A 23,346-nucleotide genomic window follows, 5' to 3' on the forward strand; every position below is an offset into this window, starting at 1 on the left:
GAGCGTCTATCGTGAGCCATTTCATCGACCGCCTGAAATATTTTTCCCGACCGAAGGAGTCCTTCTCGGACGGGCATGGTGCCGTGGTCCGCGAAGACCGGACCTGGGAAGACGCCTACCGCAACCGCTGGCAGCACGACAAGATCGTGCGCTCCACGCACGGCGTGAACTGTACCGGCTCCTGTTCCTGGAAAATCTACGTCAAGGGCGGCCTGGTCACCTTGGAAACCCAGCAGACCGACTATCCGCGCACCCGGCCGGACATGCCCAACCACGAACCGCGCGGCTGTCCGCGCGGGGCCACGTTCTCGTGGTATCTGTACAGCGCCAACCGCGTCAAATATCCGATGGTACGCGGTCGCCTGGTCCGGCTGTGGCGCGAGCAGCGCAAGACGATGGGCGCCGTCCAGGCCTGGGAGGCCATCGTGTCCGACCCGGACAAGGCCGCCAGCTACAAATCCGCGCGCGGGCAGGGTGGTTTCGTCCGCTCCAACTGGGAAGAGGTCAACGAGATCGTCGCGGCGGCCAACATCCACACCATCAAGCGCCACGGCCCCGACCGCATCGCCGGTTTTTCGCCGATTCCGGCCATGTCCATGGTGTCCTACGCATCGGGCAGCCGTTACCTGTCGCTGCTGGGCGGATCGCTGCTGAGCTTCTACGACTGGTATTGCGATCTGCCGCCATCCAGTCCCCAGACCTGGGGCGAGCAGACCGACGTCAGCGAATCGGCCGACTGGTACAACTCGACCTTCATCATGCTGTGGGGCTCGAACGTGCCCCAGACCCGGACGCCCGACGCCCACTTCATGGTCGAGGCCCGTTATCGCGGCGCCAAGGTCGTCTCCGTGTTCCCGGACTATGCCGAGGGCGCCAAGTTCGGCGACCTCTGGATGCATCCCAAGCAGGGCACCGACGCGGCCCTGGCCCTGGCGATGGGACATGTCATCCTCAAGGAATTCCACCTGGCGGGCAAGAGCGCCTATTTTGACCGGTATTGCCGTCAGTACACCGATATGCCCTTCCTGGTGCGCCTGGTGCGCCAGGGCGACCGTTATGTGCCCGACCGCAAGCTGCGGTCGGCCGATTTTGCCGACCGCCTGGGCCAGGACAACAATCCCGAATGGAAGACCATCGCCTATGACCAGAACACGGGCGAACTGATCGTGCCGCAGGGCTCGATCGGTTTCCGCTGGGGCCAAAAAGAAGGCGAGGACGCCGGCAAGTGGAACCTGGAACTCAAGGACGCCCGGGGTCACGAGGTCGAGCCGCGCCTGTCCCTGCTCGACGCGCATGACGAGGTCGCGCCGGTCGCCTTCCCGTATTTCGGCGGCGTCCATCACGATCATTTCCAGGGCACGGAACACGACGAGGTGCTGGTGCGCAACCTGCCCGTCAAGCGTGTCCAGACCGTCGAAGGCGAGGTCCTGGTGGCCACGGTGTTCGACCTGTTCGTGGCCAACTACGGCATCGACCGCGGCCTGGGCGGCGAGAACGTCGCGACCTCGTTCGATGACGACGTCCCCTATACCCCGGCCTGGCAGGAACGCATCACCGGTGTGCCCCGCGAGCAGGTCATCACCGTCGCCCGCCAGTTCGCCGACAACGCCGACAAGACCGAAGGCAAGTCCATGGTCATCCTGGGCGCCGGCCTGAACCACTGGTACCACATGGACATGTCCTATCGGGGCATCATCAACCTGGTCTCCATGTGCGGCTGCGTCGGTCAGTCCGGCGGGGGCTGGTGCCACTATGTGGGCCAGGAAAAACTGCGCCCGCAGACCGGCTGGACCATGCTGACCTTCGCGCTGGACTGGCTGCGCCCGCCGCGGCACATGAACGGCACCTCGTTCTTCTACGCGCACTCCGATCAGTGGCGCTACGAAAAACTCCAGGTGCCGGAACTGCTCTCGCCCCTGGCGGACGCCTCAAAATACCAGGGCAGCCTGATCGACATGAATGTCCGCTCGGAACGCATGGGCTGGCTGCCCACGGCGCCGCAGTTGCAGACCAATCCGCTCCAGGTCGCGCGCGCCGCCCGCGCCGCCGGCCAGGAACCCAAGGACTATGCCGTCAATGGCCTGCGCGACGGTTCCCTGCGGCTTTCCTGCGAGGACCCGGATCATCCCGACAACTTCCCCCGCAACCTGTTCGTCTGGCGCTCCAACATCCTGGGCTCGTCGGGCAAGGGGCACGAATATTTCCTCAAGCACCTGCTGGGCACCCAGCACGGCGTGCAGGGCAAGGATCTCGGCGAGGCGGGCGGTTCCAAGCCCCTCGAGGTCGCCTGGCACGATGAGGCGCCCCAGGGCAAGCTCGATCTGCTGGTCACCCTGGACTTCCGCATGTCCACGACCTGCCTGTATTCGGACGTGGTGCTGCCCACGGCGACCTGGTACGAAAAGAACGACCTGAACACCTCCGACATGCACCCCTTCATCCACCCGCTTTCGGCGGCCGTGGATCCGGTCTGGGAGTCGCGCAGCGACTGGGAGATCTACAAGAATCTGGCCAAGAAATTCTCCGAGCTGGCGGCCGATGCGGACCTGCCCGACGAGGATCTGGTCTTGCAGCCCCTGCAACACGACTCTCCGGGCGAACTGAGCGATCCCTACGACGTGCGTGAATGGCGCAAGGGCGAGTGCGAGCCGATTCCCGGCAAGACCATGCCGGGCATGATGGTCGTGGACCGTGACTACAAGCACGTCTACGAACGCTTCACCACGCTCGGCCCGCTGGCCGAAAAACTCGGCAACGGCGGCAAGGGCATCTCCTGGGACACCAAGGAAGAAGTCGAATTCCTCGGAAAACTGAACTCCCGCGAGCGCGAACCCGGCGTCGGTCAGGGCCAGCCGCGCATCTTCACCGATATCGATGCCTGCGAGACCATCCTGACCCTGGCGCCCGAGACCAACGGCCACGTCGCCGTCAAGGCCTGGGAGGCCCTCTCCAAATTCACCGGCCGGGACCACTCCCATCTGATCCGCTCCAGCGAACACGAAAAGATCCGCTACCGCGACATACAGGCCCAGCCGCGCAAGATCCTGACCTCGCCCACCTGGTCGGGGATCGAGTCCGACAAGGTCAGCTACAGCGCCGGCTATACCAATGTGCACGAACTCATTCCCTGGCGCACGCTGACAGGCCGCCAGGAGCTTTACCAGGATCACCGCTGGATGCGGGATTTCGGCGAGGCCCTGTGCGTGTACCGGCCGCCCGTGGACACCCGGACCATCGAGCCCATGCTGGACAAGCGTTTCAGCAACGGCGAGCCGCATGTGGTGCTGAATTTCATCACGCCGCACCAAAAATGGGGAATCCACTCGACCTATTCGGACAACCTGATCATGCTGACGCTCTCGCGCGGCGGTCCGATCGTCTGGATGTCCGAAATCGATGCGGCCAAGGCCGGCATCGTGGACAACGACTGGATCGAGGTCTTCAACGTCAACGGCGCCCTGACCGCGCGGGCCGTGGTGAGCCAGCGCGTCCCCGAGGGCATGACCCTCATGTACCATGCCCAGGAAAAGATCGTGAACGTGCCGGGCTCCGAGGTCACCGGCAAGCGCGGCGGGATTCACAATTCCGTGACCCGCACCGTGGTCAAGCCCACGCACATGATCGGCGGCTATGCCCAGCTCTCTTACGGCTTCAACTATTACGGCACGGTCGGTTCGAACCGTGACGAGTTCGTGGTCGTTCGCAAAATGAAAAACGTCGACTGGATGGATGAGACCCATGAGGTCTCCGCCCAGACGCAGGCCTGAGGAGTCCATTCCATGAAAATCCGCGCACAAGTCGCCATGGTCCTGAATCTGGACAAATGTATCGGCTGCCACACCTGTTCGATTACCTGCAAGAACGTCTGGACGTCCCGCGAAGGCATGGAATATGCCTGGTTCAACAACGTCGAGACCAAGCCCGGCGTCGGCTATCCCAAGGACTGGGAAAACCAGGATCGCTGGAACGGCGGCTGGCGTCGCCGCGACAGCGGCCGCATCGAGCCGCGCCAGGGGGGCAAACTGCGCCTGCTCTCGCGCATCTTCTCGAACCCGAACCTGCCTGAAATCGACGACTACTACGAGCCGTTCACCTTCGACTACGATTACCTGCAAAAGGCCCCGGAACGCTCCACGCCCCCCGTGGCGCGGCCGCGCTCCCTGATCACCGGCCAGCGCATGGAAAAGATCAAGTGGGGCCCCAACTGGGAAGAAATCCTCGGGGGGGAATTCTCCAAGCGCTCGCAGGACTACAACTTCGAGGCGGTTCAGAAAGACATCTACGGGCAGTTCGAGAACACCTTCATGATGTACCTGCCCCGCCTGTGTGAGCACTGCCTGAACCCCACCTGCGTGGCCAGCTGTCCGTCCGGGTCGATCTACAAGCGCGCCGAGGACGGCATCGTCCTGATCGATCAGGACAAGTGCCGGGGCTGGCGCATGTGCGTGTCCGGATGCCCCTACAAAAAAATCTACTACAACTGGAAATCCGGCAAGGCGGAAAAGTGCATCTTCTGCTATCCCCGGATCGAGGCCGGTCTGCCGACCGTCTGCTCCGAGACCTGCGTGGGCCGGATCCGCTACCTGGGCGTGCTGCTGTACGATGCCGACGGCATCGAGGCCGCTGCCAGCACGCTGCACGAAAAGGACCTGTACCAGGCGCAGCTGGATCTGTTCCTGGACCCGTACGACCCGGAAGTCCGTCGTCAGGCCCTGGCCGACGGCATTCCCGAGAACTGGCTGGATGCCGCCTGCAATTCACCGGTCTACAAGATGGCCGTCGAATGGAAGATCGCCTTCCCGCTGCACCCGGAATACCGGACCTTGCCCATGGTGTGGTACGTGCCGCCGCTCTCGCCGATCCAGTCCGCCGCCAACAGCGGCCAGATCGGCGCGTTCGGTGAGATCCCCGACGTGCAGTCGTTGCGCATTCCCCTGCGCTATCTGGCCAACCTGCTGACGGCCGGCAACGAGCCGCCCGTGGCCACGGCGCTGGAACGGCTGCTGGGCATGCGCGCCTTCATGCGGGCGCGTTCCGTGGACCGGCAGGAACGCCACGACATCCTGGAACAGGTCGGTCTGACCCTGCATCAGGTCGAGGACATGCACCGCTATCTGGCGATCGCCAACTACGAGGATCGCTTTGTGGTGCCTACCGCCCATCGCGAAAACGCCGAGAATGCGTTCGAAATCCGCGGCGGCTGCGGCTTTACCTTCGGCAATGGTTGCTCGGGGGGCGCCTCCGAAGGCTCGCTGTTCGGCAAGCCTCGCAACAAGCGCAAGCCCAGCGTGGTGTTCCTCGATCCGGCCCGGACGGCCTAGACGGGAGGCGCGACATGAATTCCGTCACGACTTCCCGTCAGGCGCCGGTGTTCTCCGTCCTGTCCGTGCTGCTCAGCTACCCCGAGCAGGACTGGCTGGATGCCCTGCCGGAGCTGCATGCCACGTTGCCCGCCGAGGTGCGCACCCGGCTGGCGCCCCTGTTCGATTTCCTGGACCGGCAGGACGACCTGATCGATCTCCAGGAACAGTATGTCGCCACGTTTGACCGTCGGGCGATTCATTCCCTGCATCTGTTCGAGCACGTGCATGGTGAATCCCGCGACCGGGGGCAGGCCATGGTCGACCTGCGCAACGAGTATCTGAAGCACGGCCTGGAACCCGCCACCACCGAACTGCCGGATTACGTGCCGCTGTTCCTCGAATTCCTCGGCCAGATCCCGACCGGGGCGGCAGAGGAACTGCTGGGCGATGCCATTCACGTGCTGGCCCGGCTGGGTGACAAACTGACCGAATCGGACAGCCCCTACGCCTGTCTGTTCGCCCAGTTGCGAACCATGACCGACGTGCAGCCCGAGGTCCTGCCCGATCCCCCCGAAGGGGATATGGAGGAAACACTGATCACCTTCGGCCCCCAGGCCGATGGCACCGAACCGCTGCTCATGCAGCGTCAGGGTGGCGGAGATGGCGCGCAGCCTCTCGTGTTCCATCCCCCCCGTTCCCGCCAGGCCGGTCCGGCCGGCGGTCAGGCTTGAGGAGAATCCCATGAAAGACACACTCGAACTCTTTTTCTTTGGGGTGTATCCCTACATTGCGCTGACCGTGTTCTTCGTGGGCAGCCTGCTGCGATTCGAACGTGAGCAGTACACCTGGAAAAGCGATTCCAGCCAGCTGCTGCGCACGGGATCGTTGCGCTGGGGCAGCAACCTGTTCCATGTCAGCATCATCGCGCTGTTCTTCACCCACATGGTGGGGCTGCTGACGCCGCCCGAGGTCTATCACATCTTCGTCACCACAGAGGCCAAGCAGATGATGGCCATCGTGGTCGGCGCGATTCTGGGGATCATGTGCCTGGTCGGCCTTTTGCTGCTGATCCACCGCCGCTGGACGGAGATCCGGCTGGCCCATAACTCGAACCTGTCCGACTGGGTGACGCTGCTGTGGATCCTGCTGGTGCTGGTCGTGGGCATTGCCTCGATCTTCACCTCCCTGCAGCACACCAACGGCGCGGTCATGATCCAGCTGGGCGAATGGGCCCAGCGCATCGTCACCTTCCGCAGCGGTGCGGTCGGCGCCCTTGAGGGTGTGCCCGGCGTCTATCGCCTGCACATGGTGCTGGGCATGACGCTGTTCGTGATCTTCCCCTTCACCCGCCTGGTGCATGTCTGGTCGGGTTTCGCCTCGGTCGCCTATCTGGCCCGGGCCTGGCAGATCGTGCGGCCGCGCTGAACGACACGGGACACAGGATGATTACCGTCAACGACACTTCAATCTCCGAGGCCGAGATCCTGGCCGAAGTCCCGCGCCACCAGCACGAGGCCAATCCCCGTCTGGCCGCGGGTCAGGAGCTGGTGCTGCGGGTACTGTGCCGTCAGCGTGCCGTCGAGCTGGAACTGTCGGCCGAGGATGACGATGCCTTGCTTGAATCCGTGCTGGCGCACGACGTGCGCACGCCCGAGGCGGACGAGGCCAGTTGCCGGCGTTACTACGAGCAGCATCCCGACGAATTCCGCGAGGGCGACCGGATCGAGGCCTGGCATATCCTGTTCCAGGCCACCTCGGGACTGGATGTGCAGAAATTGCGTGCCCGCGCCAACGGGGTGCTGGCCGAACTGCACCGCGAGGGGCTGGGCGCATTCGCCGCCAATGCCCGGGCCTATTCCAACTGTCCCTCAGGAGCCGGTGGCGGCGCGCTGGGCGAGCTCAAACGCGGCGAAATGGTGCCGGAATTCGAGCGGGCGATTTTCGCGCTGCCTGAATATACGCTGGGCGGCGAGCTGGTCGAGACCCGTTTCGGGTTCCATATCGTGCGCACCGGGTTCAAGATCGAAGGCCATGCCTTGCCGTTCGAGGATGTGCGGGAACGGCTGGCGGGCTGGCTCGAAGAAGCCAGCCGGAGACGCGCCGTCCACCAATATCTGCAGCAGTTGGTCGGGGCGGCCGAGATTCAGGGCATCCCCATGCAAGGCGCGGATTCCCCGCTGGTGCAATAACAGGCCTGCTTGCGGGTCGTCCCGGTCGGGGCGCCTCTCCCGCACCGTTGCCGTCCGACCGATCCGGACGGCGTGCGGGGCGCCAGACGTGTTTTTTCAGACGTGCGTCGCCAGGCGATCCGGCGGTACGCGGATCGCGGCCGGCGGTGTCGCCGGGATCACATCCGCGAGAGTGTGGGCGTCCAGATGACTCATGAAGGCCTGCATCGCGCCGGTCACGATGGACTTCAGCCCGCAGCAGCCGCTCAGGATGCAGTGGTTGTCGGCGCCCATGCACTCGACCAGCGCCAGATCGTTTTCCATATCGCGAATCAGGGCGCCGAGGCGGATTTCGGCGGGCTCGTGGGCCAGCTCCATGCCGCCATTCTTGCCGCGCACCGTGCGGATCCAGCCGCGCTGGGCCAGACGATGCGTGATTTTCATCAGATGCGGTTCGGAGATGCCGTAGACCTGGGCCACCTCGGCGATCGTGCAGAGGCGGTCGCGGTGGCTGCCCAGATAGATCAGCAGCCGTACTGCGTAGTCGCTCATGTTGGTCAGGCGCATGATGGGTCCTGGTGTCGTGCGGGCCTCAACGCGCCTGGACCGTCGGGGCGGATGCAGAGGCTGGACGGGGCGCGGCCGCGACGGGCGCGGTCTGTTGCGGGCGCGGGCGGATCAGCAGGGGAGAGAAACGCCACAGGTACAGCCCCATGCACAGGATCCAGGCGGTGGCAGCCAGATGCAGCAGATAGGGGCTGGAAGCCGAGGGCCACAACGCGGCCAGGCGGAACACGACGGCCGCGATCATCAGCCAGTAGCTGGCCAGCATGCTGCCGTCCAGCGCCAGCGGGCGTCCCAGATGGCCCAGGGCCGTGCGGGTCAGCATGCCGATGATGAGGATGCAGAAGCCGGCCATGCCGATGAGATGGACATGCGTGGCGCTGCGGGCCAGCAGACCGCGTAGCAGCGTCGGGTCGAACAGGCCGCTGACCTGGATCGCCGCGACCAGCAGTCCCACGCCGATGAAGGCGTAGCCCAGATACAGAATCCACAGCATGGGTTTGTGCAGCACCGCCAGCGGCCGCCAGGCCAGCAACTGGCCCAGGCTGATCAGGCCGGTCAGCGCCAGACTGCAGGCCATGATCAGCGGCAGGAGCGCTGGCCCGCCAGTGGGGGGCGGCACGATCTGCGCCAGGATGCCGGCCACGAGCGCCAGCGCGCTGAAGACCATCTGCGTATGACCGGAGCGGGTCAGCATCGGGATCTGCAGACCCTGGACCATGCGCATGGAAAAGAAGGGGATGACGCGCCTGGCAATCAGCAGGGCGATCACGGCCATGCCGATCAGGCCCAGGTCGAAGCGCTGCATCAGCGTGATGTAGTCGCCGCGCAGCGCGGCCAGCAGATACAGCAGGTCGGCCAGGCCCACGGCCAGCATCAGCACGGGCAGGCCATAATTGCGACGGCTTCGCCCCTTGACCATGACGCGCATCAGACAGGCCGCGGAGATCAGGAAAAACAGCAGTTCAGCCACCGTGGCGAGCCAGAAGCCCGGCAGCCCGCCGGTCAGGAAGCCGATGCGGGCGATGAGCCACAGCAGGCACAGCAGGCCCAGAGGACGGCCGGAGAGCGGGTTGAACCCGGTCCAGGTCGCGCTGGCGGTCAACAGGAAGCCCACGGCGATGGTGATGATGAATCCCCACAGCATTTCGTGCGCATGCCAGTAGACGAGCGGCAGCGGGCCGTTCAGCACCTGGGGAGCAAAGATCCACAGGGCGATCGAGATCAGCGCCCAGGCCGCGCCGGCCATGTAGAGCGGGCGGAAGCCGAGGGCCAGAAAGGCCTTCATGGATGGCCGCGGTGCGGCTGCGGCCGGTTCATCAATATTGAGCAGGCGGGACATGCGTGTCGAACTCCGTCACGGGTTGGTCAGGTTGATGGCTGATCTGGTAGCCGTACCACAGGCTGCGGGCGATGCGGCGGGCAAAATCCTCGGCCATAGACGTGAAGGCCGGGTTGTCGAATTCGTCCAGGGTGTCGCGAAACAGGCTCAGCCAGTGCGCGAACATCGGGCCTTTCAGGCCCGGCAGAGCGATATGGCGCGGCATGGGCGCGCCGCTGTAGGTACCGGTGCGCCGCAGCAGCGAGGACCAGAAGCGCACCATGTGCTCCAGGTGCTTGTCCCAGTCATGGATATGGTCGTCGAAAATCGGCCCCAGCATGGCATCCTGGCGCACACGACGGTAAAAATGATGGACGAGCGTCGTGATCTCTTCCTCGGTACAGACCGGAGCGTCTTCCATGTGGGCTGAGGCGGGAATTTAAAAGATTCATATTATAGTTATCTTAACGAGGATCCGCAAAGGCGCGGCCCAACAAGGCGCGGCCCGATCCATGCGTCCAGGTCCATGCCCCGGCCGGCGCGTCCGGGAAGTGTATTCAGGCCGGCGTGCCCGGATCGTCGCGTCCGGATCATCGTGTCCACGCCCGACATATCGTTTTCCTGAACTGCCCCGGCGCGTGCTCTGCGGGCCGGTTCAGTTATGATCACCAGAATGACTCTTTTTTCTTTTTTTTACCAGGATCGGCTGCATCGCAGCATCGCTGGCATTTTCCTCCATGGCTGAATCCGTTACCTTGTCCTGCATCATTCCCTGCCTCAACGAGCAGGCCAATCTGGGTGTGCTGCTGCCGGAATTGCTCTCCGTGCTGTCGCATCAGGGATGCACCCCGGAAATCATCGTCGTCGACGATGGAAGCACGGACGGGACGCCCGAACTGATGCGTCACTGGACAGGCCTGCACCCGGAAATCATCTATCTGCGGCTGTCGCGCAATTTCGGCAAAGAGGCCGCCCTGACCGCCGGACTGAATATCGCGCGAGGCGAGGTCGTGGTCTGCCTCGACGCCGACATGCAGCATCCCCCGGACATGATCCCCGGGATGCTGGCGCGTTGGCGTGATGGTGTGCACATGGTCTATGCCGTGCGTGCCACCCGCGATGATGAGTCCTGGTTCAAGCGGATCGGGACCCGATTGTTCTATGCGCTGATGCGTACATCCGATGGCCTGGAGGTGCCGCCCAACGCCGGGGATTTCCGCCTGATGGACCGGGCGGTGGTTGAGGCGCTGAAACAATTGCCCGAACGTGACCGCTTCATGAAAGGACTGTTTTCCTGGGTCGGCTTCCGGTCCGAGGCCATGGTCTACACCCCGCCCCAGCGGCTGCATGGCGTCAGCCGGTTCCGGCCACTGAAACTCCTGCGTTTTGCTGTCGATGGCCTGACGGCCTTCACCACCTGGCCCTTGCGCCTGCTCAGCCTGCTGGGAGCTTGTGTTTCGCTGCTGGCCTTCCTCTATGGGCTGTACATCATCGTGACTCACCTCCTTTACGGCGACACGGTGCGCGGCTGGGCGACACTGATCGTCGTGATTCTGTTCCTCGCGGGGGTTAATCTGATGTCGCTCGGCGTGGTGGGCGAATATGTGGCGCGCATCTTCACGGAGGTCAAGGGGCGTCCCATCTATCTGCTGCGTGAACGCGCGGGGACGGGACTGGGCCACGCCGGTCCGGCGCAAGGGCGCGGCGCCGAGGGGCCGTCCGGCCTGGAGGTGCCGCCGCCGCGTTATGCGCAGGTTGACCCGGCCGTCGCGTCCCGCGGGACCGGCGCGCAGGCGATGCCGTCGGCTGATGAGCCGGCGGATGATCCGCTTTCACCGGGAGAGCGTCAGGCATGAGATTTCCCGTCTCTGGCACGCGGCTGGTAAATGCCGGCGAGACTGTCTGGCGCTGGCTGCAGGCCCGGCGCGCCTGGCCCTGGATCGCGCTGTTCACCTTCCTCTGGTTTGCGGCCACGACCGGGATGTATGCGTTGCTGCTGCCCGATGAAGGCCGCTATGTCGGAGTGGCCTGGCAGATGCTGGCTTCGGGGGATTATCTGACGCCGCGCCTCGATGGCATGCCCTTTTTCCACAAGCCGCCGCTGTTCTACTGGCTGACGGCGGCGTCCCTGTCCCTGTTTGGCGACAACGCTTGGGCCGGACGGCTGTGTTCGGTGCTCGCCGCGACAGTGCTCGTGACGGTGTGCTATGTCTTTCTGCGCCGCTATGCCAGCGGGCGCGCAGCGGGCAGAACGGCCCTGATTCTGGCGGTTCAGCCCTTTCTGTTTGGCGCCGCGCACTATGCCAATCTGGACATGCTGGTGGCCGCGCTGATGGGACTGACCGTCATGGCGGGTGCGGATGCGGTGTTCCGCCGCGAGCAGTCGCGCCCCGATGCCTGGTCGCTGACGGCCATGTATGCGGCGGCGGCGGCCGGCTTTCTGGCCAAGGGGCTGATCGGCGTCGTGCTGCCGGGCGGAGTCCTGTTTTTCTGGTTGCTGGGCCGGCGTCGGTACCGGGCGATGGGGCGTCTGCTGTGGTGGCCGGGCATGGTGCTGTTCCTGGCGATGATCCTGCCCTGGATGATCGTCATGGAGATGCGCCATCCCGGGTTCTTCGATTACTACATCGTCTACCAGCATTTTCAGCGTTTTCTCGAATCCGGGTTCAACAATCCGCATCCTTTCTGGTTCTACGTGCCGGTGGTGCTGGGGCTGACGCTGCCCTGGTCGATCCAGCTGTGGCGCTGGTGTCGCAGCCAGGGGCCGCTGCGCACGGCATTCGTGCCGCCCGCCCACCGGAGCGAACAGGTCGATCGTCCGGTGCTGCGCGGCCTGATGCTGTCCTGGCTGCTCGTGGTGCTGGTGTTCTTTTCGATCCCCACCTCCAAGCTGGTCGGCTATGTGATCGCCGTGCTGCCTCCGCTGGCCTGGTTCATCCAGGAGACCTTCGAGCAGCGGATGGAATCCACCGCCCCCGATGCGGGCCGCAGCTTCATCCGTCATGCCCTGGTGGCGGGAGGTTTGTGCCTGCTGGCGGTGGCGGTGATGGTGCTGTTCCCGCAGCACAGCAACAAGCGCCTTGCCCGGGCGCTGGCGGTGTCGATGACGCCGGGCGACCGCCTGGTCATGCTCGATCAGTATGCGTACGATGGGCCCTTGTATGCCGGCTGGCGCGACCCGGTCATCATCGTCTCCAAATGGAATGACCCGAATGCGCTGCGCCTGGACAACTGGCGCCGCGAATTGGCCGATGCGGCGGACTTCATGCCCGACCGAGGCGCCGACAGGCTGTGGCTGCCGCAGCGGTTGCAGGCCTACCTGTGCGATCCGGGCCATGCAACGACCTGGCTGCTGGGTGATCTGCGCGATGTGGGCGATTACCCGGCGCTGTCAGGGCGTGAGCCAGTGGCGCGGACAAAGAAAACCGGGCTGTGGCGTGTCCCGGCCGCCGAAACGGTCAATGGGTGCGGCGAAACGCCCAGTGACGCCCCAGAATGAAGGTCATCGCCGCGATGCCGGTCAGCACCAGGGCCAGCAGCACGTCGTAGCGGATCGTCGTCAGGTGCAGCAGCGTGGCATAGGCGGCTTCGTTGACGGCAAAGCCCAGGGCGGACACCAGGAAGAACCGTACCGCCGCGCGGCCCAGCGGGGCGCGCTGGTGGCGGAAGGTCAGGTGATAATGCCCCCCGAAGGAGACGCCGAACGCCACCAGCCAGCCGGCCACGTTGGCGGTCAGCGGCGCCAGGCCCCCCAGCGACACGCAAGCCACGGTGACCGCCCAGTGGGTGGCCGCCGCAGCGCAGCCTACAATGACGAACCAGCCGATCTGGGCAGCGAGTTTCTTGAACATGAGTACGGATTCACAACCAGCGGAGCATCGATATCGGCGCATTGTATTGTGCGCCGATGATTTCGGGATGAATCCCGCCGTGAATGCCGGCATTCTGTCGCTGGCCGGACGGGACCGCCTGTCGGCCACCAGCCTGCTGGTCGACGCGCCGGCGGCGGGGCGGGACCTCCCGGCGCTGCTGGCGTCCGGACTGCAGCTCGGCCTGCATCTGAATCTCACCGAATCCTTTGGCCAGCCCGGCTTGTGCCTGCCCCTGGGCCGATTGATCCGGATGGCCTGGCTGGGCCGCCTGCCCGAGGACGCCGTGCGCGCCGCCGTGCGCCGGCAGCTGGCCCTGTTCATGGACATCACGGGCCGGGCGCCCGATTACGTCGATGGGCATCAGCATGTACATCAGCTGCCGCGCATCCGCGATGCACTGCTCGACGCGTTGCCCGAGCCCCGGGACGGTCAGCCCTGGGTCCGCGATGTCGGGCGACCGCGCATGGCGGGACTGCCGCCGCGTCTGCGCTTCAAGGCGGCCGTGATCGCCGGGCTGGGGGCCGCCGGCCTGCGGCGGCGCGCGCGGGCGCGCGGTCATGCCCTCAATCCCGGCTTTCTGGGCGTGTATGATTTCCAGGGTGGTGCGCCAGCCTATGAGGGCTGGCTGCGCCGCTGGCTGGCGTCGTGCCATGACGGCGACGTGCTGATGTGTCATCCCGCGCTGGGCGTGGATGATGCCGATGTCCTGTCGGCGCAGCGCCAGGCCGAACATGAGGTGCTGGCCGGTGCGCTGATGACGCGGTTGCTGGCTGAACACCATCTGACGATTTCACCGCTGCTTTCCCGGCCCTAGGAGTCCATATATGAGCCTGAGTTACCAAACCCTGACCCCGGAGTTTTCCGTCGCGCCCCAGTTGCAACCTGCCGATATGCAGGCCCTGGCCGATGAGGGATTCAAGTCGGTCATCATCAACCGTCCTGATGGCGAAGGCGGCCTCGAGCAGCCCCTGTCCGACGCCGTGCTGCGCGCGGCCCGTGACGCCGGCCTGCAGGCGCGCTACCAGCCCGTGGTCAGCGGCGCGATCACGGTCGCCGATGTGGCCGAGTTCGCCGGCCTGCTGCGGGAACTGCCCGCGCCGGTGCTGGCCTTCTGCCGTTCAGGCGCGCGCTGCACGAGCCTGTTCATGGCGGCCCGGGACGCAGGCACAGATCAGGCCGAGGGCTGATCCGACTGTCATTTTGAGGGGGTAGCAGGTATGCTGATATCTCTAGCTTGTATTTTTGGATGATCCGAGCATGTTCAAGAAAATCCTGATCCCCACGGATGGCTCCAAGCTGTCTGCGCAGTCGGCCAACAAGGGGGTGTGTTTTGCCCGTTCCATTGGTGCCGAGGTCGTCGCGTTGCACGTGACCCAGCCGTTTGCCGCCACGGTCGGTTTTGACGGCATGGCCGCCGCCTACGCCATCACTGACGAGGACTACGACCGCACGGCCGCCGAGCAGGCCCAGAAATATCTCCAGGCCGTGCTCGACCGGGCCGAGACTGCCGGCGTCACGGCCAAGTCCCTGGCCGTGTCCAATTTCAATGTGGCCGACGGCATCGTGCAGGCCGCCCAGTCCGAGGGCTGCGACCTGATCTTCATCGGCAGCCATGGCCGCAGCGGTCTGTCGCGTCTGCTGCTGGGCAGCGTCACCGTCAAGGTGCTGGGGCTGGCCAAGATCGCCACGCTGGTCTACTGGGTCAAGGAAAACGACTGACCCCATGCCTGGCGTGATTCCCCGTCAGCCGGACCCGGCGCCCGGCGGTCCTGATGCGGCCCTGGCGTCGGGCGAAGCCGTGCGCGATGCGCTCGGGCGGCCCTTGCGCGACCTGCGGATCTCCGTCACCGACCGCTGCAATTTCCGCTGTACCTACTGCATGCCGCGCGAGCTGTTTGGCACGGACCATCCTTTTTTGCCTCATGGCGCGTTGCTGACCTTCGAGGAGATCACCCGGGTGGCCCGCCTTGCCCTGGCCAACGGGGTGCGCAAGATCCGCCTGACGGGCGGAGAGCCCCTGTTGCGCAAGCAGATCGAGTCGCTGATCGGCATGCTCTCGGACCTGCGCACCCTCGACGGCAACCCGCCCGAATTGACGCTGACCACCAACGGCACCCTGCTGGCCCGCAAGGCGCGCGCGCTGGCCGATGCCGGTCTGACACGCGTGACGGTCAGCCTGGATGCGCTGGACGACGCGCTGTTCGAGCGCATGAGCGACAGCGGCGTGCCGGTGGCCACGATTCTGCATGGCATCGAGGCGGCGGCCGCTGCGGGGCTGGCGCCCGTCAAGGTCAACATGGTCGTGCGCCGGGGCATGAACGATGCCCAGATCCTGCCGATGGCGCGACATTTCCGGGGCACCGGCCACACGCTGCGTTTCATCGAGTACATGGATGTCGGCAACACCAATGGCTGGCGCATGGACGAAGTCGTCACGGGCGCCGAAATCGTGCGGATCATCGGCGGCGAATTCCCTCTGCAGCCGCTTCAGGCCCGTTACCGGGGCGAAGTCGCGGCCCGCTGGGCTTACGCCGACGGCGCCGGCGAGATCGGCCTGATCACCAGCGTGTCCCAGCCTTTCTGTGGGGACTGTACGCGGTTGCGCCTGTCGCCCGAGGGGCGGCTCTTTACCTGCCTGTTCGCCGAACAGGGACATGACCTGCGCGCGCTGTTGCGCGCCGGGGCCGATGACACGGCGCTGGCGCGCCGGCTGGCGGGGGTCTGGCAGACTCGCGACGACCGCTATTCCGAACGCCGCGGCGAGGCCCATCGCGACCACAAGATCGAGATGAGCTATATCGGTGGTTGAGCCTTTTCCCGCCAAAACATCCGCCGCTGGTGCGATGCCGTCATCCGGTGGCGCAGTGCGCGATGGTTTCGATGGTCTGGTCCTGGCAGGAGGGCAATCCCTGCGCATGCGGTCGGCCGATGCGCCGCAGGCCGACAAGGGATTGATGCGCTGGAAGACGGATCCCCTGGTGGCGCACGCCTGCCGTTTCCTGCGAGCCCAGGGGGCGGCGGGGGTATGGGTCAGCGCCAATCGCCATCCGGATGACTATGCCGCCTATGGCCCGGTCCTGCGCGATGCGCCCGAATACGCAGGGTGTGGCCCCCTGGCCGGGGTGCTGGAGGGCATGCTGCGGGCCGAATCGCCCTGGCTGTTCGTGCTGCCGGTGGATGTGCTGCGCTGGCCCGCCGACCTGGGTGCGCGACTGGGGGCTGTGGCCCGGCCCAATGCCCCGGCCTTCGCGCGCACGCTCGAGGGGCCGCACCCGCTCTGCCTGATGGCGCACCGTGATCTGGCCGGCGGTTTGCGGACGTTCCTGGATGCGGGCGGGCGTCAGGTCCAGGCCTGGTTGCGCGCCTGTGGCGCCGTCGCCGTCGATTTTTCCGAGCCGGACATGCTGGTCAACCTGAATACGCCCGAGGACTGGGCGCGCTGGCGCTGAGCGCGCGCCAGTCCCGATGAGAGCATCAGGACAGCCAGTCCGACAGCGTCATCCAGTCGACTTCCGCCCCTGATTCCAGCCGCGCGCCCGCCGGGATGCGCGCCAGACCGTGCGCCCAGGCCAGGCTGCTCAGCGCGCCCGAGCTTTGTTGCGTGTGCGGGATCAGGCGGGGCAACCCCTGACCGTCTTGCGCCTGGACGGCCTGGATCCGTAGAAAGTCATCGCGGTCACCGCCCACCGGACGCGGGGTGTCCAGGATGCCGCGGCGCACCGGCGGCAGTACGTCCCGTCGGCCTTGCAAGCCCCGGAGCAGCGGACTGACCAGCAGGGTGAAGACCGCGAATGCGGAGACGGGGTTGCCGGGCAGGCAGACCACCGGACGATCGTTGAGTTCGGCCAGCGCGACCGGCTTGCCGGGTTTCATGCGTACGCGCCACAGGTCCAGCGTGCCGCCCAGGGCTTCGATGGCGGGCTTGACCAGGTCCTTTTCCCCGACCGAGGCGCCGCCCACGCTGAGCACCAGATCGCAGGCGGCGGTCAGTTCGGTCAGTGCCTGGCGGGTGGCCTGCGCATCGTCGCGGGCATGGCGCAGCACCGGCGCTGCCGTGCCCAGTCCGTGACACAGGCTGGCGAGCATCGGCGCGTTGGAGTTGTAGATGGCGGCCGGGGGCAGCGGGTGGCCGGGGGGGACGAGCTCGTCTCCGGTGGTCAGGATGCCGACGGTCAGGCGCGGAAAAACGGCCGCCCGATCGTAGCCCTGGGAGGCCAGGACGGCCAGCTGGCCGGCTGCCAGCCGGGTGCCTCGGGGCAGGACGATCTGGCCGGCCCGCATGTCCTCGCCCCGGCGCCGGATATGCTGCCCGGTCGCGGGCGGTGTGAGGATGGCGACCCGGCCGTCGTCCTCGCGGCAGTCTTCCTGCATGACGATGGTGTCCGCGCCTGCCGGGATCACGCTGCCGGTGAACAGCCGGGTGGCCTGTCCGGATTGCAGGGGATCGGGCGCCTGGCCGGCAAAGCAGCGCTGCTGGATGGGCAGCACGGCGCCGGGGGTGACTGCGTCGGCGGCACGCAGCGCATAGCCGTCCATGGCGCTGTTGTCGGCGGGTGGCAGATCCAGGCGGGCGGTGATGTCCTCGGCCAGGACGCGGCCATTCAGCGCATCGAGGCGGAGAGTCTCATGACCGGCGGGCGTGCGGCCGCGCGCCGCCAGACGTGCCTGGGCGGTATCGAAATCGAGCATGGTCAGGTTTCCGTGCGCGCGCGGTAGGCGCTGGCGAAATTGCAGGGGAGCTGGCGGCTGTCGAACTGGGACAGGAGGATTTTCTCCCAGGCCAGCTGGCAGGCGCCCGTCGAGCCGGGCAGGCAGAACACCAGGGTGTCGTTGGCTGTGCCGCCCAGTGCGTCGGATTGCAGCGAGGAGGCGCCGATGTCCAGCCACGACAGGTGGCGGAACAGTTCGCCGAAACCGGGGACGGTCTGGTCCAGCAGCGGCAGGACGGCGGGAATGGTGGATTTGCCGTGCGTGAAGCCCGTTCCGCCGTTGCACAGGATGATCTGAACGGCCGGGTCTGCGATCCAGTCGCTGAGGATCCGACGGAGCTGGTAGCGGTCATCTGGGCACAGCGCGCGGGCCTGCAGCGTGTGACCCGCCTGGGTCAGCGCGGTGGCCAGATAGTCGCCGGTCGTGTCGTCGGCGGCGGTACGGCGGCTGGAGACCGTGAGGACCGCGCAGCGCAGGCTGACGGGCGGCAGGGCAGGATTGGCTTTCATGGCGTGTCCTCGGGCAGATTCCATTGGGCGGTTTTTTCGGCGTCGGCGGCCTGCTGTTCGACCCAGAATGCCTGGCCATCGGCCAGAGTCTCGCGTTTCCAGAAAGGCGCGCGGGTCTTGAGGGCATCGATGATGTATTCGCATGCCTGGAAGGCCTGGCCCCGGTGAGCGGCGGCCACGCCGACAAACACGATGGGATCGCCCAGCGGCAGTTCGCCGACCCGGTGGACCACCAGCGTCTCGAGGACGCCCCAGCGCTGTCTGGCATGATCGCACAGCGCCTGGATTTCGCGTTCGCACATGCCCGGATAATGCTCCAGGAACAGGCTGCGGGAGCCCGCGTCGGGACTGTAGTCGCGCACCATGCCGAGAAAATGCACCAGCGCCCCGGCCCGGCCCGCTGCGCGCGCCTGCAGTTGCGCGGCCAGTTCGGCGACGTCGAAGCGTTCGGTCTGGATGCGGATCATGTTCAGCCGCCGGTGACGGGTTCGAACACGGCGACCTCGTCACCCGGACGGATCGTCGCGGTGCGTCCGACGTGTTCCTGGTTGATGGCCAGTTTCAGGCGGGCCGCAGGCCCCAGCGCGGGGCAGCGCACTGCCAGGGCATCCAGCCAGTCTCCCGCCTGGATCGGTGCGTCCAGGGGTTGGGTTTCGTGCCGCAGGCCCATGTGTTCCGCGACCTGGGCGAAATACAGCACCTCAATCGTTGCGCCAGTCGCCACTCTTGCCTCCGGTTTTGCTGAGCAGGCGGACCTGTTCGATGACGATGCCCTTGTCGGCCGCCTTGCACATGTCATAGACCGTCAGCGCGGCGACCGAGCAGGCCGTCATGGCCTCCATTTCGACGCCGGTCTGGTGGTGCGTGCGGCTGGTGGCGCGGATGGTCAGGGTGTGGCTGGATTCGTCGGCCGAGAAGTCCACCCCGACGAAGCTGAGCGGCAGGCTGTGGCACAAGGGGATGAGTTCGGCGCAGCGCTTGGCGGCCAGGATGCCGGCGACACGCGCGGTGTTCAGGACTTCGCCCTTGGCGTTGGCCTGGGCCGACAGCAGTCCCCAGGCATGGGCATTCAGCCGTACCCGGCCTTCGGCCACGGCAGTACGGTCGGTCGTGGCTTTGGCGCCGACGTCCACCATGCGGATCCGGCCGTTTTCATCCAGGTGGCTGAGGATGGGAGGGGTCTCTGCTTCGCTCATGGGTTCTATGATAAACGAGGACGCCGCAAGCCCGCATGCGTCGCTGCTATGATGCTCGTTTGCGAGCAGCGCTGAATCCGGCCATGCTCCCGACCGGAATTCCGCATGACCAAGACGATCGGCGCATTCTTTTCCCTGTATCTGGCCACCCTGATCCTGTTGCTCAGTTCGGGGTTGTTCAATACCTACCTGGGCCTGCGGCTGACGGCGTTGTCCGTGTCCGAGGTCTGGGTCGGAGCGATGATCGCCTCTTACTACCTGGGCCTGATGCTGGGCGCCCGTGTGGGACACCGGCTGATCATCGGCGTGGGGCACATCCGCGCCTATGCGGCCTGTGCGGCCCTGGTCACTGTCACCGTGCTGGCGCTGATCCTGGTCCAGGACCTGTGGTTCTGGCTGGGCTTGCGTTTCGTGGCGGGCGTGGCCATGGTCAGCCTGTTCATCGCCATCGAGAGCTGGCTCAACGAGCAGACCGAGAACGCCTCGCGGGGTACTGTCTTCGGTTTCTACATGATCGCGTCCTGTCTGGGCACCGTGCTGGGCCAGCTGTCGCTGGGCCTGTTCCCGAAACTCGATACTGAACCGCTGGTATTCGTGGCCATCTGCAGCGTGCTCAGCCTGATCCCGGTGACGCTGACCCGGCGGCTGCACCCGGCGCTGCAGGTGCCGGCGCCCCTGGCCCTGCGCTACTACGTGGCGCGTGTTCCGCTGTCCATGACGGTCCTGTTCCTGGCTGGCATGCTGACCGGGGCGTTCTATGGCCTGGCCCCCGTCTATGGTTTGCAGCATGGCATGGACAGCAGTCAGGTGGGGGTGTTTCTGGCGGTATCCGTGTCGGCCGGTCTGGTGTGCCAATGGCCGCTGGGCTGGTTGGCCGATCACATGAGCCGGGTGCGCCTGATCCGCTCCGGTGCGCTGCTGCTGTTGTGTCTGGGGGTGCCGTTGTGGGGCTGGTTCGATTTTTCCTACCCGGTGCTGGTGGCTTTCTCGGGGGTACTGGGCATCGTCCAGTTCACGCTCTACCCCATGGGTGCGGCATTCGCCAATGACAATGTCGATCCTGAGCGGCGGGTCGGTCTGAGCGCCCTGTTGTACATGGTCTATGGGCTGGGCGCGTGTCTGGGCCCGCTGGCGGCGGGCGGTCTGATGCGGGTCTGGGGGCCGGACATCTATTTTGTCTTTGTTTCGGCCTGCGCCGCTTTGCTGGTGGTGTTCATCCGCGAACGCAAGGTCAAGGGCACACACCGCAGCAAGGACGCGCCGACCCAGTTCGTGCCCATGGCCGACACTCTGCAGAATTCCAGCGTGATGGCCGTCCTGGATCCGCGCGTCGATCCGCAGCATGACATCTCGCACGATCCGGTGGTGGACGATCCGCTGGCGGCTTCGGATGAGGAACCGGCATCGTCGGATGGGGAACCGGGGCAGATCCGGGAGTCTGCGTCGCAACGGGCGGATGCGCCGGCATCTGTCTCACAACAGACGCAGATCCCGGCATCGGCGCATAGCAGGCTTCGACGCTTGAGCCCGGAACCTGGCCAGCCCTGACGGCCCTGTTCCTGTCCCTGGCCTGACCGGCCCTGAGTGACCCCGTGACGGGCCGGGCGCGTGTGCCTTGAGGGCGTGTGGGGTCAGCGGGGGAAGAGCAGCACGATCGCGCCCAGGGCCAGGCCGATGCCCAGCATGTTCAGGGCGCTCAGGCGCTCCCGGAACAGACCCGCGCCGACCAGGGTGCCGATCGAAATCACGCCGATATTCATGGCGGCGAACACCAGGGTGGGATTGTCCGGATAGGACTGATGCGCGCGGATGTAGAAATAGATATTGCCGAAATTCAAACCGCCCAGCAGGATGCCCGACATCAGGCTGCGGGCATGCCAGCGTGTGCCCCGGAGCAGCAGCCACAGGCCCATCAACAGGCCGGCCAGCGCGAAACTGAGCAGCAGGCTGCCGGTGAAACCGGCGCCGATGCGCGCCATCTGCTTGAACAGGATGTCGATGCAGCCGTAGCCCGCCCAGACCCCCAGCAGGACCAGCCAGCCGCGTGACGCGGTGCCTTGCGCCCCGTCGTCGGAAGCGGCGGACACCGGGGCCGGTGCGGCGCTGGCGGCCCGGGGGCGCGTCAACAGGCAGACCAGGGCGCACAGCGCCAGGGCGATCCCGATGGCCTTGCGGCCCGACAGGGCTTCGTGGAACACCAGGAAGGCGGCCAGAATCGGCAGAATCAGCGACAACCGCTGCGCCGTGTCGCTGCGCACGATCCCCGCCCGGCGCACGGCGGCGGCCATGACCAGGAACACGCTGGGCAGCAACACGCCCAGCAGGCTCAGGATCAGCCAGACGGCGGGGGGCTGCTGGAACAGTGTGTCCAGGGGGGGGCGCAGCAGCCACAGGCTGAGCGCCACGGCCGTTGCATAATTGACGGCAATGGCCTGGTCGACCCGGATGCCCCCGCTGCGGGCCAGCTTAAGGAAGATCGAGACGGCGACGCTGAAGGAAATGCTGAGGATCAGGGTATGCATGGTCGATGGACGGGTCGTGGCGCGAGAGGAGTGTGTGCCGGTTGCGGTAGCGGATGCTGCGTGGCTCAGGCGAGACTGGCGGCCAGCGGTTCGAAGGCGGACTCGACGGACTGGTCGGGGCCGGCTTCCTGGTCCGCGCCGGGTTCCTGATCCGCGCCGGCGTCGGGCATCGCGACCAGCCCCAGGCGCTCGAACAGCCGGGCATCGGCCTGCGCTTGCGGGTTCGGCGTGGTCAGCAGCCGCTCACCGTGAAAGATCGAGTTGGCGCCGGCCATGAAACACAGGGCCTGGGTGCTGTCGCTCATGTTCTCGCGACCTGCCGACAGCCGCACCACGGCGCGGGGCATGACGATGCGGGTGACCGCGATGGTGCGCACGAACTCGATCGGATCCAGATCCGGGGCATCGGCCAGCGGCGTGCCCGGCGCCTTTACCAGCTGATTGATGGGCACCGAGTCGGGGTAGGGATTCAGGCTGGCCAGGGCGGCGATCAGGCCGGCGCGGATGTCGCGCGATTCCCCCATGCCGACGATGCCGCCGCAGCAGACTTTCAGGCCGGCGCTGCGCACGCGTTGCAGCGTGTCCAGCCGGTCCTGGAAGGTGCGGGTGCGGATGATCTCGGCATAGTATTCGGGCGCGGTATCCAGATTGTGGTTGTAGTAGTCCAGGCCCGCGGCCTTCAGGCGCTCGGCCTGACCGTCTTTCAGCATCCCCAGGGTGACACAGGTCTCCAGGCCCAGGGCCTTGACTGCCTGCACATGCTCGATCACGTGATCGAGCTGACGTTCGGTCGGCGAACGCCAGGCCGCGCCCATGCAGAAACGTTGCGCGCCCGCCTTCTTGGCTTTGCGCGCGGCGGCCAGCACCTGGTTCAGCGGCATCAGGGGCGCGGGCTCGACTTCCGTTTGATGACGCGAGGATTGCGGGCAGTAGGCACAGTCCTCGGGGCAGGTGCCGGTCTTGATCGACAGCAGGCTGGATTGCTGCACGGCGTTGGCCTGATGATGCGCTCGGTGCACTGTCTGCGCTTGCAGCAGCAGATCGTTGAAGGGCTGGGCGAACAGATCCAGAATTGCCTGGACCGACCAGGCGGGCTCCAGGGTCTCGTGTCGGACGTGAGCGTGCATGACGATTGGGCTCCAAGGATGAAAATCAGCTCGGATCGTAGGCGCAGCGATGCG

24 protein-coding genes are annotated in these 23,346 nt (G+C 65.9%); 13 read left to right on the forward strand and 11 right to left on the reverse strand.

What is annotated here, in order from left to right:
* Positions 1–11 precede the first annotated feature (11 nt).
* The 5 genes from ACK5JE_RS10840 to ACK5JE_RS10860 are packed head-to-tail and all read left to right on the forward strand — an operon-like array spanning position 12 to position 7,492.
* Positions 12–3,767 carry a nitrate reductase subunit alpha gene (locus ACK5JE_RS10840; protein ID WP_416801720.1) on the forward strand — a complete coding sequence of 1,252 codons (3,756 nt, stop codon included), beginning with the start codon at positions 12–14 and terminating at the stop codon, positions 3,765–3,767.
* 12 nt (positions 3,768–3,779) lie between these two features.
* Positions 3,780–5,321 carry a nitrate reductase subunit beta gene (narH, locus tag ACK5JE_RS10845; protein ID WP_416801721.1) on the forward strand — a complete coding sequence of 514 codons (1,542 nt, stop codon included), beginning with the start codon at positions 3,780–3,782 and terminating at the stop codon, positions 5,319–5,321.
* 14 nt (positions 5,322–5,335) lie between these two features.
* A complete protein-coding gene (gene narJ / locus ACK5JE_RS10850; protein ID WP_416801722.1) occupies positions 5,336–6,034 on the forward strand; it encodes a nitrate reductase molybdenum cofactor assembly chaperone in 699 nt (232 codons plus the stop codon).
* A gap of 10 nt (positions 6,035–6,044) precedes the next feature.
* The gene (gene narI, locus ACK5JE_RS10855; RefSeq protein ID WP_416801723.1) at positions 6,045–6,728 is read left to right on the forward strand and encodes a respiratory nitrate reductase subunit gamma; all 684 of its coding nucleotides are present in this window, start codon (positions 6,045–6,047) and stop codon (positions 6,726–6,728) included.
* Between the two features lie 17 nt (positions 6,729–6,745).
* Positions 6,746–7,492 (forward strand): peptidylprolyl isomerase, encoded by a 747-nt coding sequence (locus tag ACK5JE_RS10860; RefSeq protein WP_416801724.1) that lies wholly within the window; start codon positions 6,746–6,748, stop codon positions 7,490–7,492.
* Positions 7,493–7,588: 96 nt separating this feature from the next.
* Here the strand turns inward: ACK5JE_RS10860 and ACK5JE_RS10865 are convergent, their stop codons facing one another.
* The 3 genes from ACK5JE_RS10865 to ACK5JE_RS10875 are packed head-to-tail and all read right to left on the reverse strand — an operon-like array spanning position 7,589 to position 9,777.
* Positions 7,589–8,038, reverse strand: coding sequence for an RrF2 family transcriptional regulator (locus tag ACK5JE_RS10865; RefSeq protein WP_416801725.1), 450 nt, complete (start codon positions 8,036–8,038; stop codon positions 7,589–7,591).
* 25 nt (positions 8,039–8,063) lie between these two features.
* Positions 8,064–9,377 (reverse strand): NnrS family protein, encoded by a 1,314-nt coding sequence (locus tag ACK5JE_RS10870; protein ID WP_416801726.1) that lies wholly within the window; start codon positions 9,375–9,377, stop codon positions 8,064–8,066.
* Positions 9,355–9,777 (reverse strand): group III truncated hemoglobin, encoded by a 423-nt coding sequence (locus ACK5JE_RS10875; protein ID WP_416801727.1) that lies wholly within the window; start codon positions 9,775–9,777, stop codon positions 9,355–9,357. The genes ACK5JE_RS10870 and ACK5JE_RS10875 overlap by 23 nt, the downstream gene beginning before the upstream one ends.
* 316 nt (positions 9,778–10,093) lie before the next feature.
* Here ACK5JE_RS10875 and ACK5JE_RS10880 point away from each other — a divergent pair, with 316 nt between their 5' ends.
* Positions 10,094–11,212 carry a glycosyltransferase family 2 protein gene (locus tag ACK5JE_RS10880; RefSeq protein WP_416801728.1) on the forward strand — a complete coding sequence of 373 codons (1,119 nt, stop codon included), beginning with the start codon at positions 10,094–10,096 and terminating at the stop codon, positions 11,210–11,212.
* The gene (locus ACK5JE_RS10885; protein WP_416801729.1) at positions 11,209–12,855 is read left to right on the forward strand and encodes an ArnT family glycosyltransferase; all 1,647 of its coding nucleotides are present in this window, start codon (positions 11,209–11,211) and stop codon (positions 12,853–12,855) included. Before ACK5JE_RS10880 ends, ACK5JE_RS10885 begins: the two co-directional genes overlap by 4 nt.
* On the opposite strand, the gene ACK5JE_RS10890 is transcribed toward ACK5JE_RS10885, so the two are convergent.
* A complete protein-coding gene (locus ACK5JE_RS10890) occupies positions 12,815–13,207 on the reverse strand; it encodes a GtrA family protein (protein ID WP_416801730.1) in 393 nt (130 codons plus the stop codon). The genes ACK5JE_RS10885 and ACK5JE_RS10890 overlap by 41 nt on opposite strands.
* Here ACK5JE_RS10890 and ACK5JE_RS10895 point away from each other — a divergent pair.
* The 5 genes from ACK5JE_RS10895 (at position 13,206) to mobA (ending at position 16,677) form a co-directional block, all read left to right on the forward strand.
* Positions 13,206–14,042, forward strand: coding sequence for a ChbG/HpnK family deacetylase (locus ACK5JE_RS10895; RefSeq protein WP_416801731.1), 837 nt, complete (start codon positions 13,206–13,208; stop codon positions 14,040–14,042). The genes ACK5JE_RS10890 and ACK5JE_RS10895 overlap by 2 nt on opposite strands.
* A gap of 10 nt (positions 14,043–14,052) precedes the next feature.
* Positions 14,053–14,415 (forward strand): TIGR01244 family sulfur transferase, encoded by a 363-nt coding sequence (locus tag ACK5JE_RS10900; RefSeq protein WP_416801732.1) that lies wholly within the window; start codon positions 14,053–14,055, stop codon positions 14,413–14,415.
* 70 nt (positions 14,416–14,485) lie between these two features.
* Positions 14,486–14,947: a universal stress protein gene (locus tag ACK5JE_RS10905; RefSeq protein WP_416801733.1), complete on the forward strand. Its 462-nt coding sequence runs from the start codon at positions 14,486–14,488 to the stop codon at positions 14,945–14,947.
* 4 nt (positions 14,948–14,951) lie between these two features.
* Positions 14,952–16,037, forward strand: coding sequence for a GTP 3',8-cyclase MoaA (gene moaA / locus ACK5JE_RS10910; protein ID WP_416801734.1), 1,086 nt, complete (start codon positions 14,952–14,954; stop codon positions 16,035–16,037).
* A 34-nt stretch (positions 16,038–16,071) separates the two neighbouring features.
* The gene (gene mobA / locus ACK5JE_RS10915) at positions 16,072–16,677 is read left to right on the forward strand and encodes a molybdenum cofactor guanylyltransferase (RefSeq protein ID WP_416801735.1); all 606 of its coding nucleotides are present in this window, start codon (positions 16,072–16,074) and stop codon (positions 16,675–16,677) included.
* Positions 16,678–16,702: 25 nt separating this feature from the next.
* On the opposite strand, the gene glp is transcribed toward mobA, so the two are convergent.
* The 5 genes from glp to moaC are packed head-to-tail and all read right to left on the reverse strand — an operon-like array spanning position 16,703 to position 19,643.
* Positions 16,703–17,917, reverse strand: coding sequence for a gephyrin-like molybdotransferase Glp (glp, locus tag ACK5JE_RS10920; protein WP_416801736.1), 1,215 nt, complete (start codon positions 17,915–17,917; stop codon positions 16,703–16,705).
* Positions 17,918–17,919: 2 nt separating this feature from the next.
* On the reverse strand, positions 17,920–18,447 hold the full coding sequence (moaB, locus tag ACK5JE_RS10925; protein ID WP_416801737.1) for a molybdenum cofactor biosynthesis protein B: 528 nt from the start codon (positions 18,445–18,447) through the stop codon (positions 17,920–17,922).
* Positions 18,444–18,914 (reverse strand): molybdenum cofactor biosynthesis protein MoaE, encoded by a 471-nt coding sequence (locus tag ACK5JE_RS10930; protein ID WP_416801738.1) that lies wholly within the window; start codon positions 18,912–18,914, stop codon positions 18,444–18,446. Before ACK5JE_RS10930 ends, moaB begins: the two co-directional genes overlap by 4 nt.
* Before the next feature lie 2 nt (positions 18,915–18,916).
* Positions 18,917–19,171: a MoaD/ThiS family protein gene (locus tag ACK5JE_RS10935; RefSeq protein WP_416801739.1), complete on the reverse strand. Its 255-nt coding sequence runs from the start codon at positions 19,169–19,171 to the stop codon at positions 18,917–18,919.
* Positions 19,149–19,643 carry a cyclic pyranopterin monophosphate synthase MoaC gene (gene moaC, locus ACK5JE_RS10940; protein WP_416801740.1) on the reverse strand — a complete coding sequence of 165 codons (495 nt, stop codon included), beginning with the start codon at positions 19,641–19,643 and terminating at the stop codon, positions 19,149–19,151. Before moaC ends, ACK5JE_RS10935 begins: the two co-directional genes overlap by 23 nt.
* Before the next feature lie 105 nt (positions 19,644–19,748).
* On the opposite strand from moaC, the gene ACK5JE_RS10945 reads away from it, so the two are divergent.
* A complete protein-coding gene (locus tag ACK5JE_RS10945; RefSeq protein ID WP_416801741.1) occupies positions 19,749–21,191 on the forward strand; it encodes an MFS transporter in 1,443 nt (480 codons plus the stop codon).
* 83 nt (positions 21,192–21,274) lie between these two features.
* Here the strand turns inward: ACK5JE_RS10945 and ACK5JE_RS10950 are convergent, their stop codons facing one another.
* A complete protein-coding gene (locus ACK5JE_RS10950; RefSeq protein ID WP_416801742.1) occupies positions 21,275–22,165 on the reverse strand; it encodes an EamA/RhaT family transporter in 891 nt (296 codons plus the stop codon).
* A 65-nt stretch (positions 22,166–22,230) separates the two neighbouring features.
* Complete coding sequence (gene bioB / locus ACK5JE_RS10955; protein ID WP_416801743.1) at positions 22,231–23,292, reverse strand: biotin synthase BioB; 1,062 nt, start codon at positions 23,290–23,292, stop codon at positions 22,231–22,233.
* Positions 23,293–23,346 lie beyond the last annotated feature (54 nt).

Origin of the sequence: Castellaniella sp. (assembly GCF_047971665.1) — a bacterium.
In the GTDB taxonomy this organism is placed as follows: Bacteria; Pseudomonadota; Gammaproteobacteria; order Burkholderiales; family Burkholderiaceae_B; genus Castellaniella.

Bases quoted from the DNA above. Each gene is read 5' to 3' on its own strand.
- narH (WP_416801721.1), top strand. From the start codon at position 3,780: ATGAAAATCCGCGCACAAGTCGCCATGGTCCTGAATCTGGACAAATGT.
- narJ (WP_416801722.1), top strand. From the start codon at position 5,336: ATGAATTCCGTCACGACTTCCCGTCAGGCGCCGGTGTTCTCCGTCCTG.
- narI (WP_416801723.1), top strand. From the start codon at position 6,045: ATGAAAGACACACTCGAACTCTTTTTCTTTGGGGTGTATCCCTACATT.
- ACK5JE_RS10860 (WP_416801724.1), top strand. From the start codon at position 6,746: ATGATTACCGTCAACGACACTTCAATCTCCGAGGCCGAGATCCTGGCC.
- ACK5JE_RS10865 (WP_416801725.1), bottom strand. From the start codon at position 8,038: ATGCGCCTGACCAACATGAGCGACTACGCAGTACGGCTGCTGATCTAT.
- ACK5JE_RS10870 (WP_416801726.1), bottom strand. From the start codon at position 9,377: ATGTCCCGCCTGCTCAATATTGATGAACCGGCCGCAGCCGCACCGCGG.
- ACK5JE_RS10875 (WP_416801727.1), bottom strand. From the start codon at position 9,777: ATGGAAGACGCTCCGGTCTGTACCGAGGAAGAGATCACGACGCTCGTC.
- ACK5JE_RS10880 (WP_416801728.1), top strand. From the start codon at position 10,094: ATGGCTGAATCCGTTACCTTGTCCTGCATCATTCCCTGCCTCAACGAG.
- ACK5JE_RS10885 (WP_416801729.1), top strand. From the start codon at position 11,209: ATGAGATTTCCCGTCTCTGGCACGCGGCTGGTAAATGCCGGCGAGACT.
- ACK5JE_RS10895 (WP_416801731.1), top strand. From the start codon at position 13,206: ATGAGTACGGATTCACAACCAGCGGAGCATCGATATCGGCGCATTGTA.
- ACK5JE_RS10890 (WP_416801730.1), bottom strand. From the start codon at position 13,207: ATGTTCAAGAAACTCGCTGCCCAGATCGGCTGGTTCGTCATTGTAGGC.
- ACK5JE_RS10900 (WP_416801732.1), top strand. From the start codon at position 14,053: ATGAGCCTGAGTTACCAAACCCTGACCCCGGAGTTTTCCGTCGCGCCC.
- ACK5JE_RS10905 (WP_416801733.1), top strand. From the start codon at position 14,486: ATGTTCAAGAAAATCCTGATCCCCACGGATGGCTCCAAGCTGTCTGCG.
- moaA (WP_416801734.1), top strand. From the start codon at position 14,952: ATGCCTGGCGTGATTCCCCGTCAGCCGGACCCGGCGCCCGGCGGTCCT.
- mobA (WP_416801735.1), top strand. From the start codon at position 16,072: ATGCCGTCATCCGGTGGCGCAGTGCGCGATGGTTTCGATGGTCTGGTC.
- glp (WP_416801736.1), bottom strand. From the start codon at position 17,917: ATGCTCGATTTCGATACCGCCCAGGCACGTCTGGCGGCGCGCGGCCGC.
- moaB (WP_416801737.1), bottom strand. From the start codon at position 18,447: ATGAAAGCCAATCCTGCCCTGCCGCCCGTCAGCCTGCGCTGCGCGGTC.
- ACK5JE_RS10930 (WP_416801738.1), bottom strand. From the start codon at position 18,914: ATGATCCGCATCCAGACCGAACGCTTCGACGTCGCCGAACTGGCCGCG.
- moaC (WP_416801740.1), bottom strand. From the start codon at position 19,643: ATGAGCGAAGCAGAGACCCCTCCCATCCTCAGCCACCTGGATGAAAAC.
- ACK5JE_RS10945 (WP_416801741.1), top strand. From the start codon at position 19,749: ATGACCAAGACGATCGGCGCATTCTTTTCCCTGTATCTGGCCACCCTG.
- ACK5JE_RS10950 (WP_416801742.1), bottom strand. From the start codon at position 22,165: ATGCATACCCTGATCCTCAGCATTTCCTTCAGCGTCGCCGTCTCGATC.
- bioB (WP_416801743.1), bottom strand. From the start codon at position 23,292: ATGCACGCTCACGTCCGACACGAGACCCTGGAGCCCGCCTGGTCGGTC.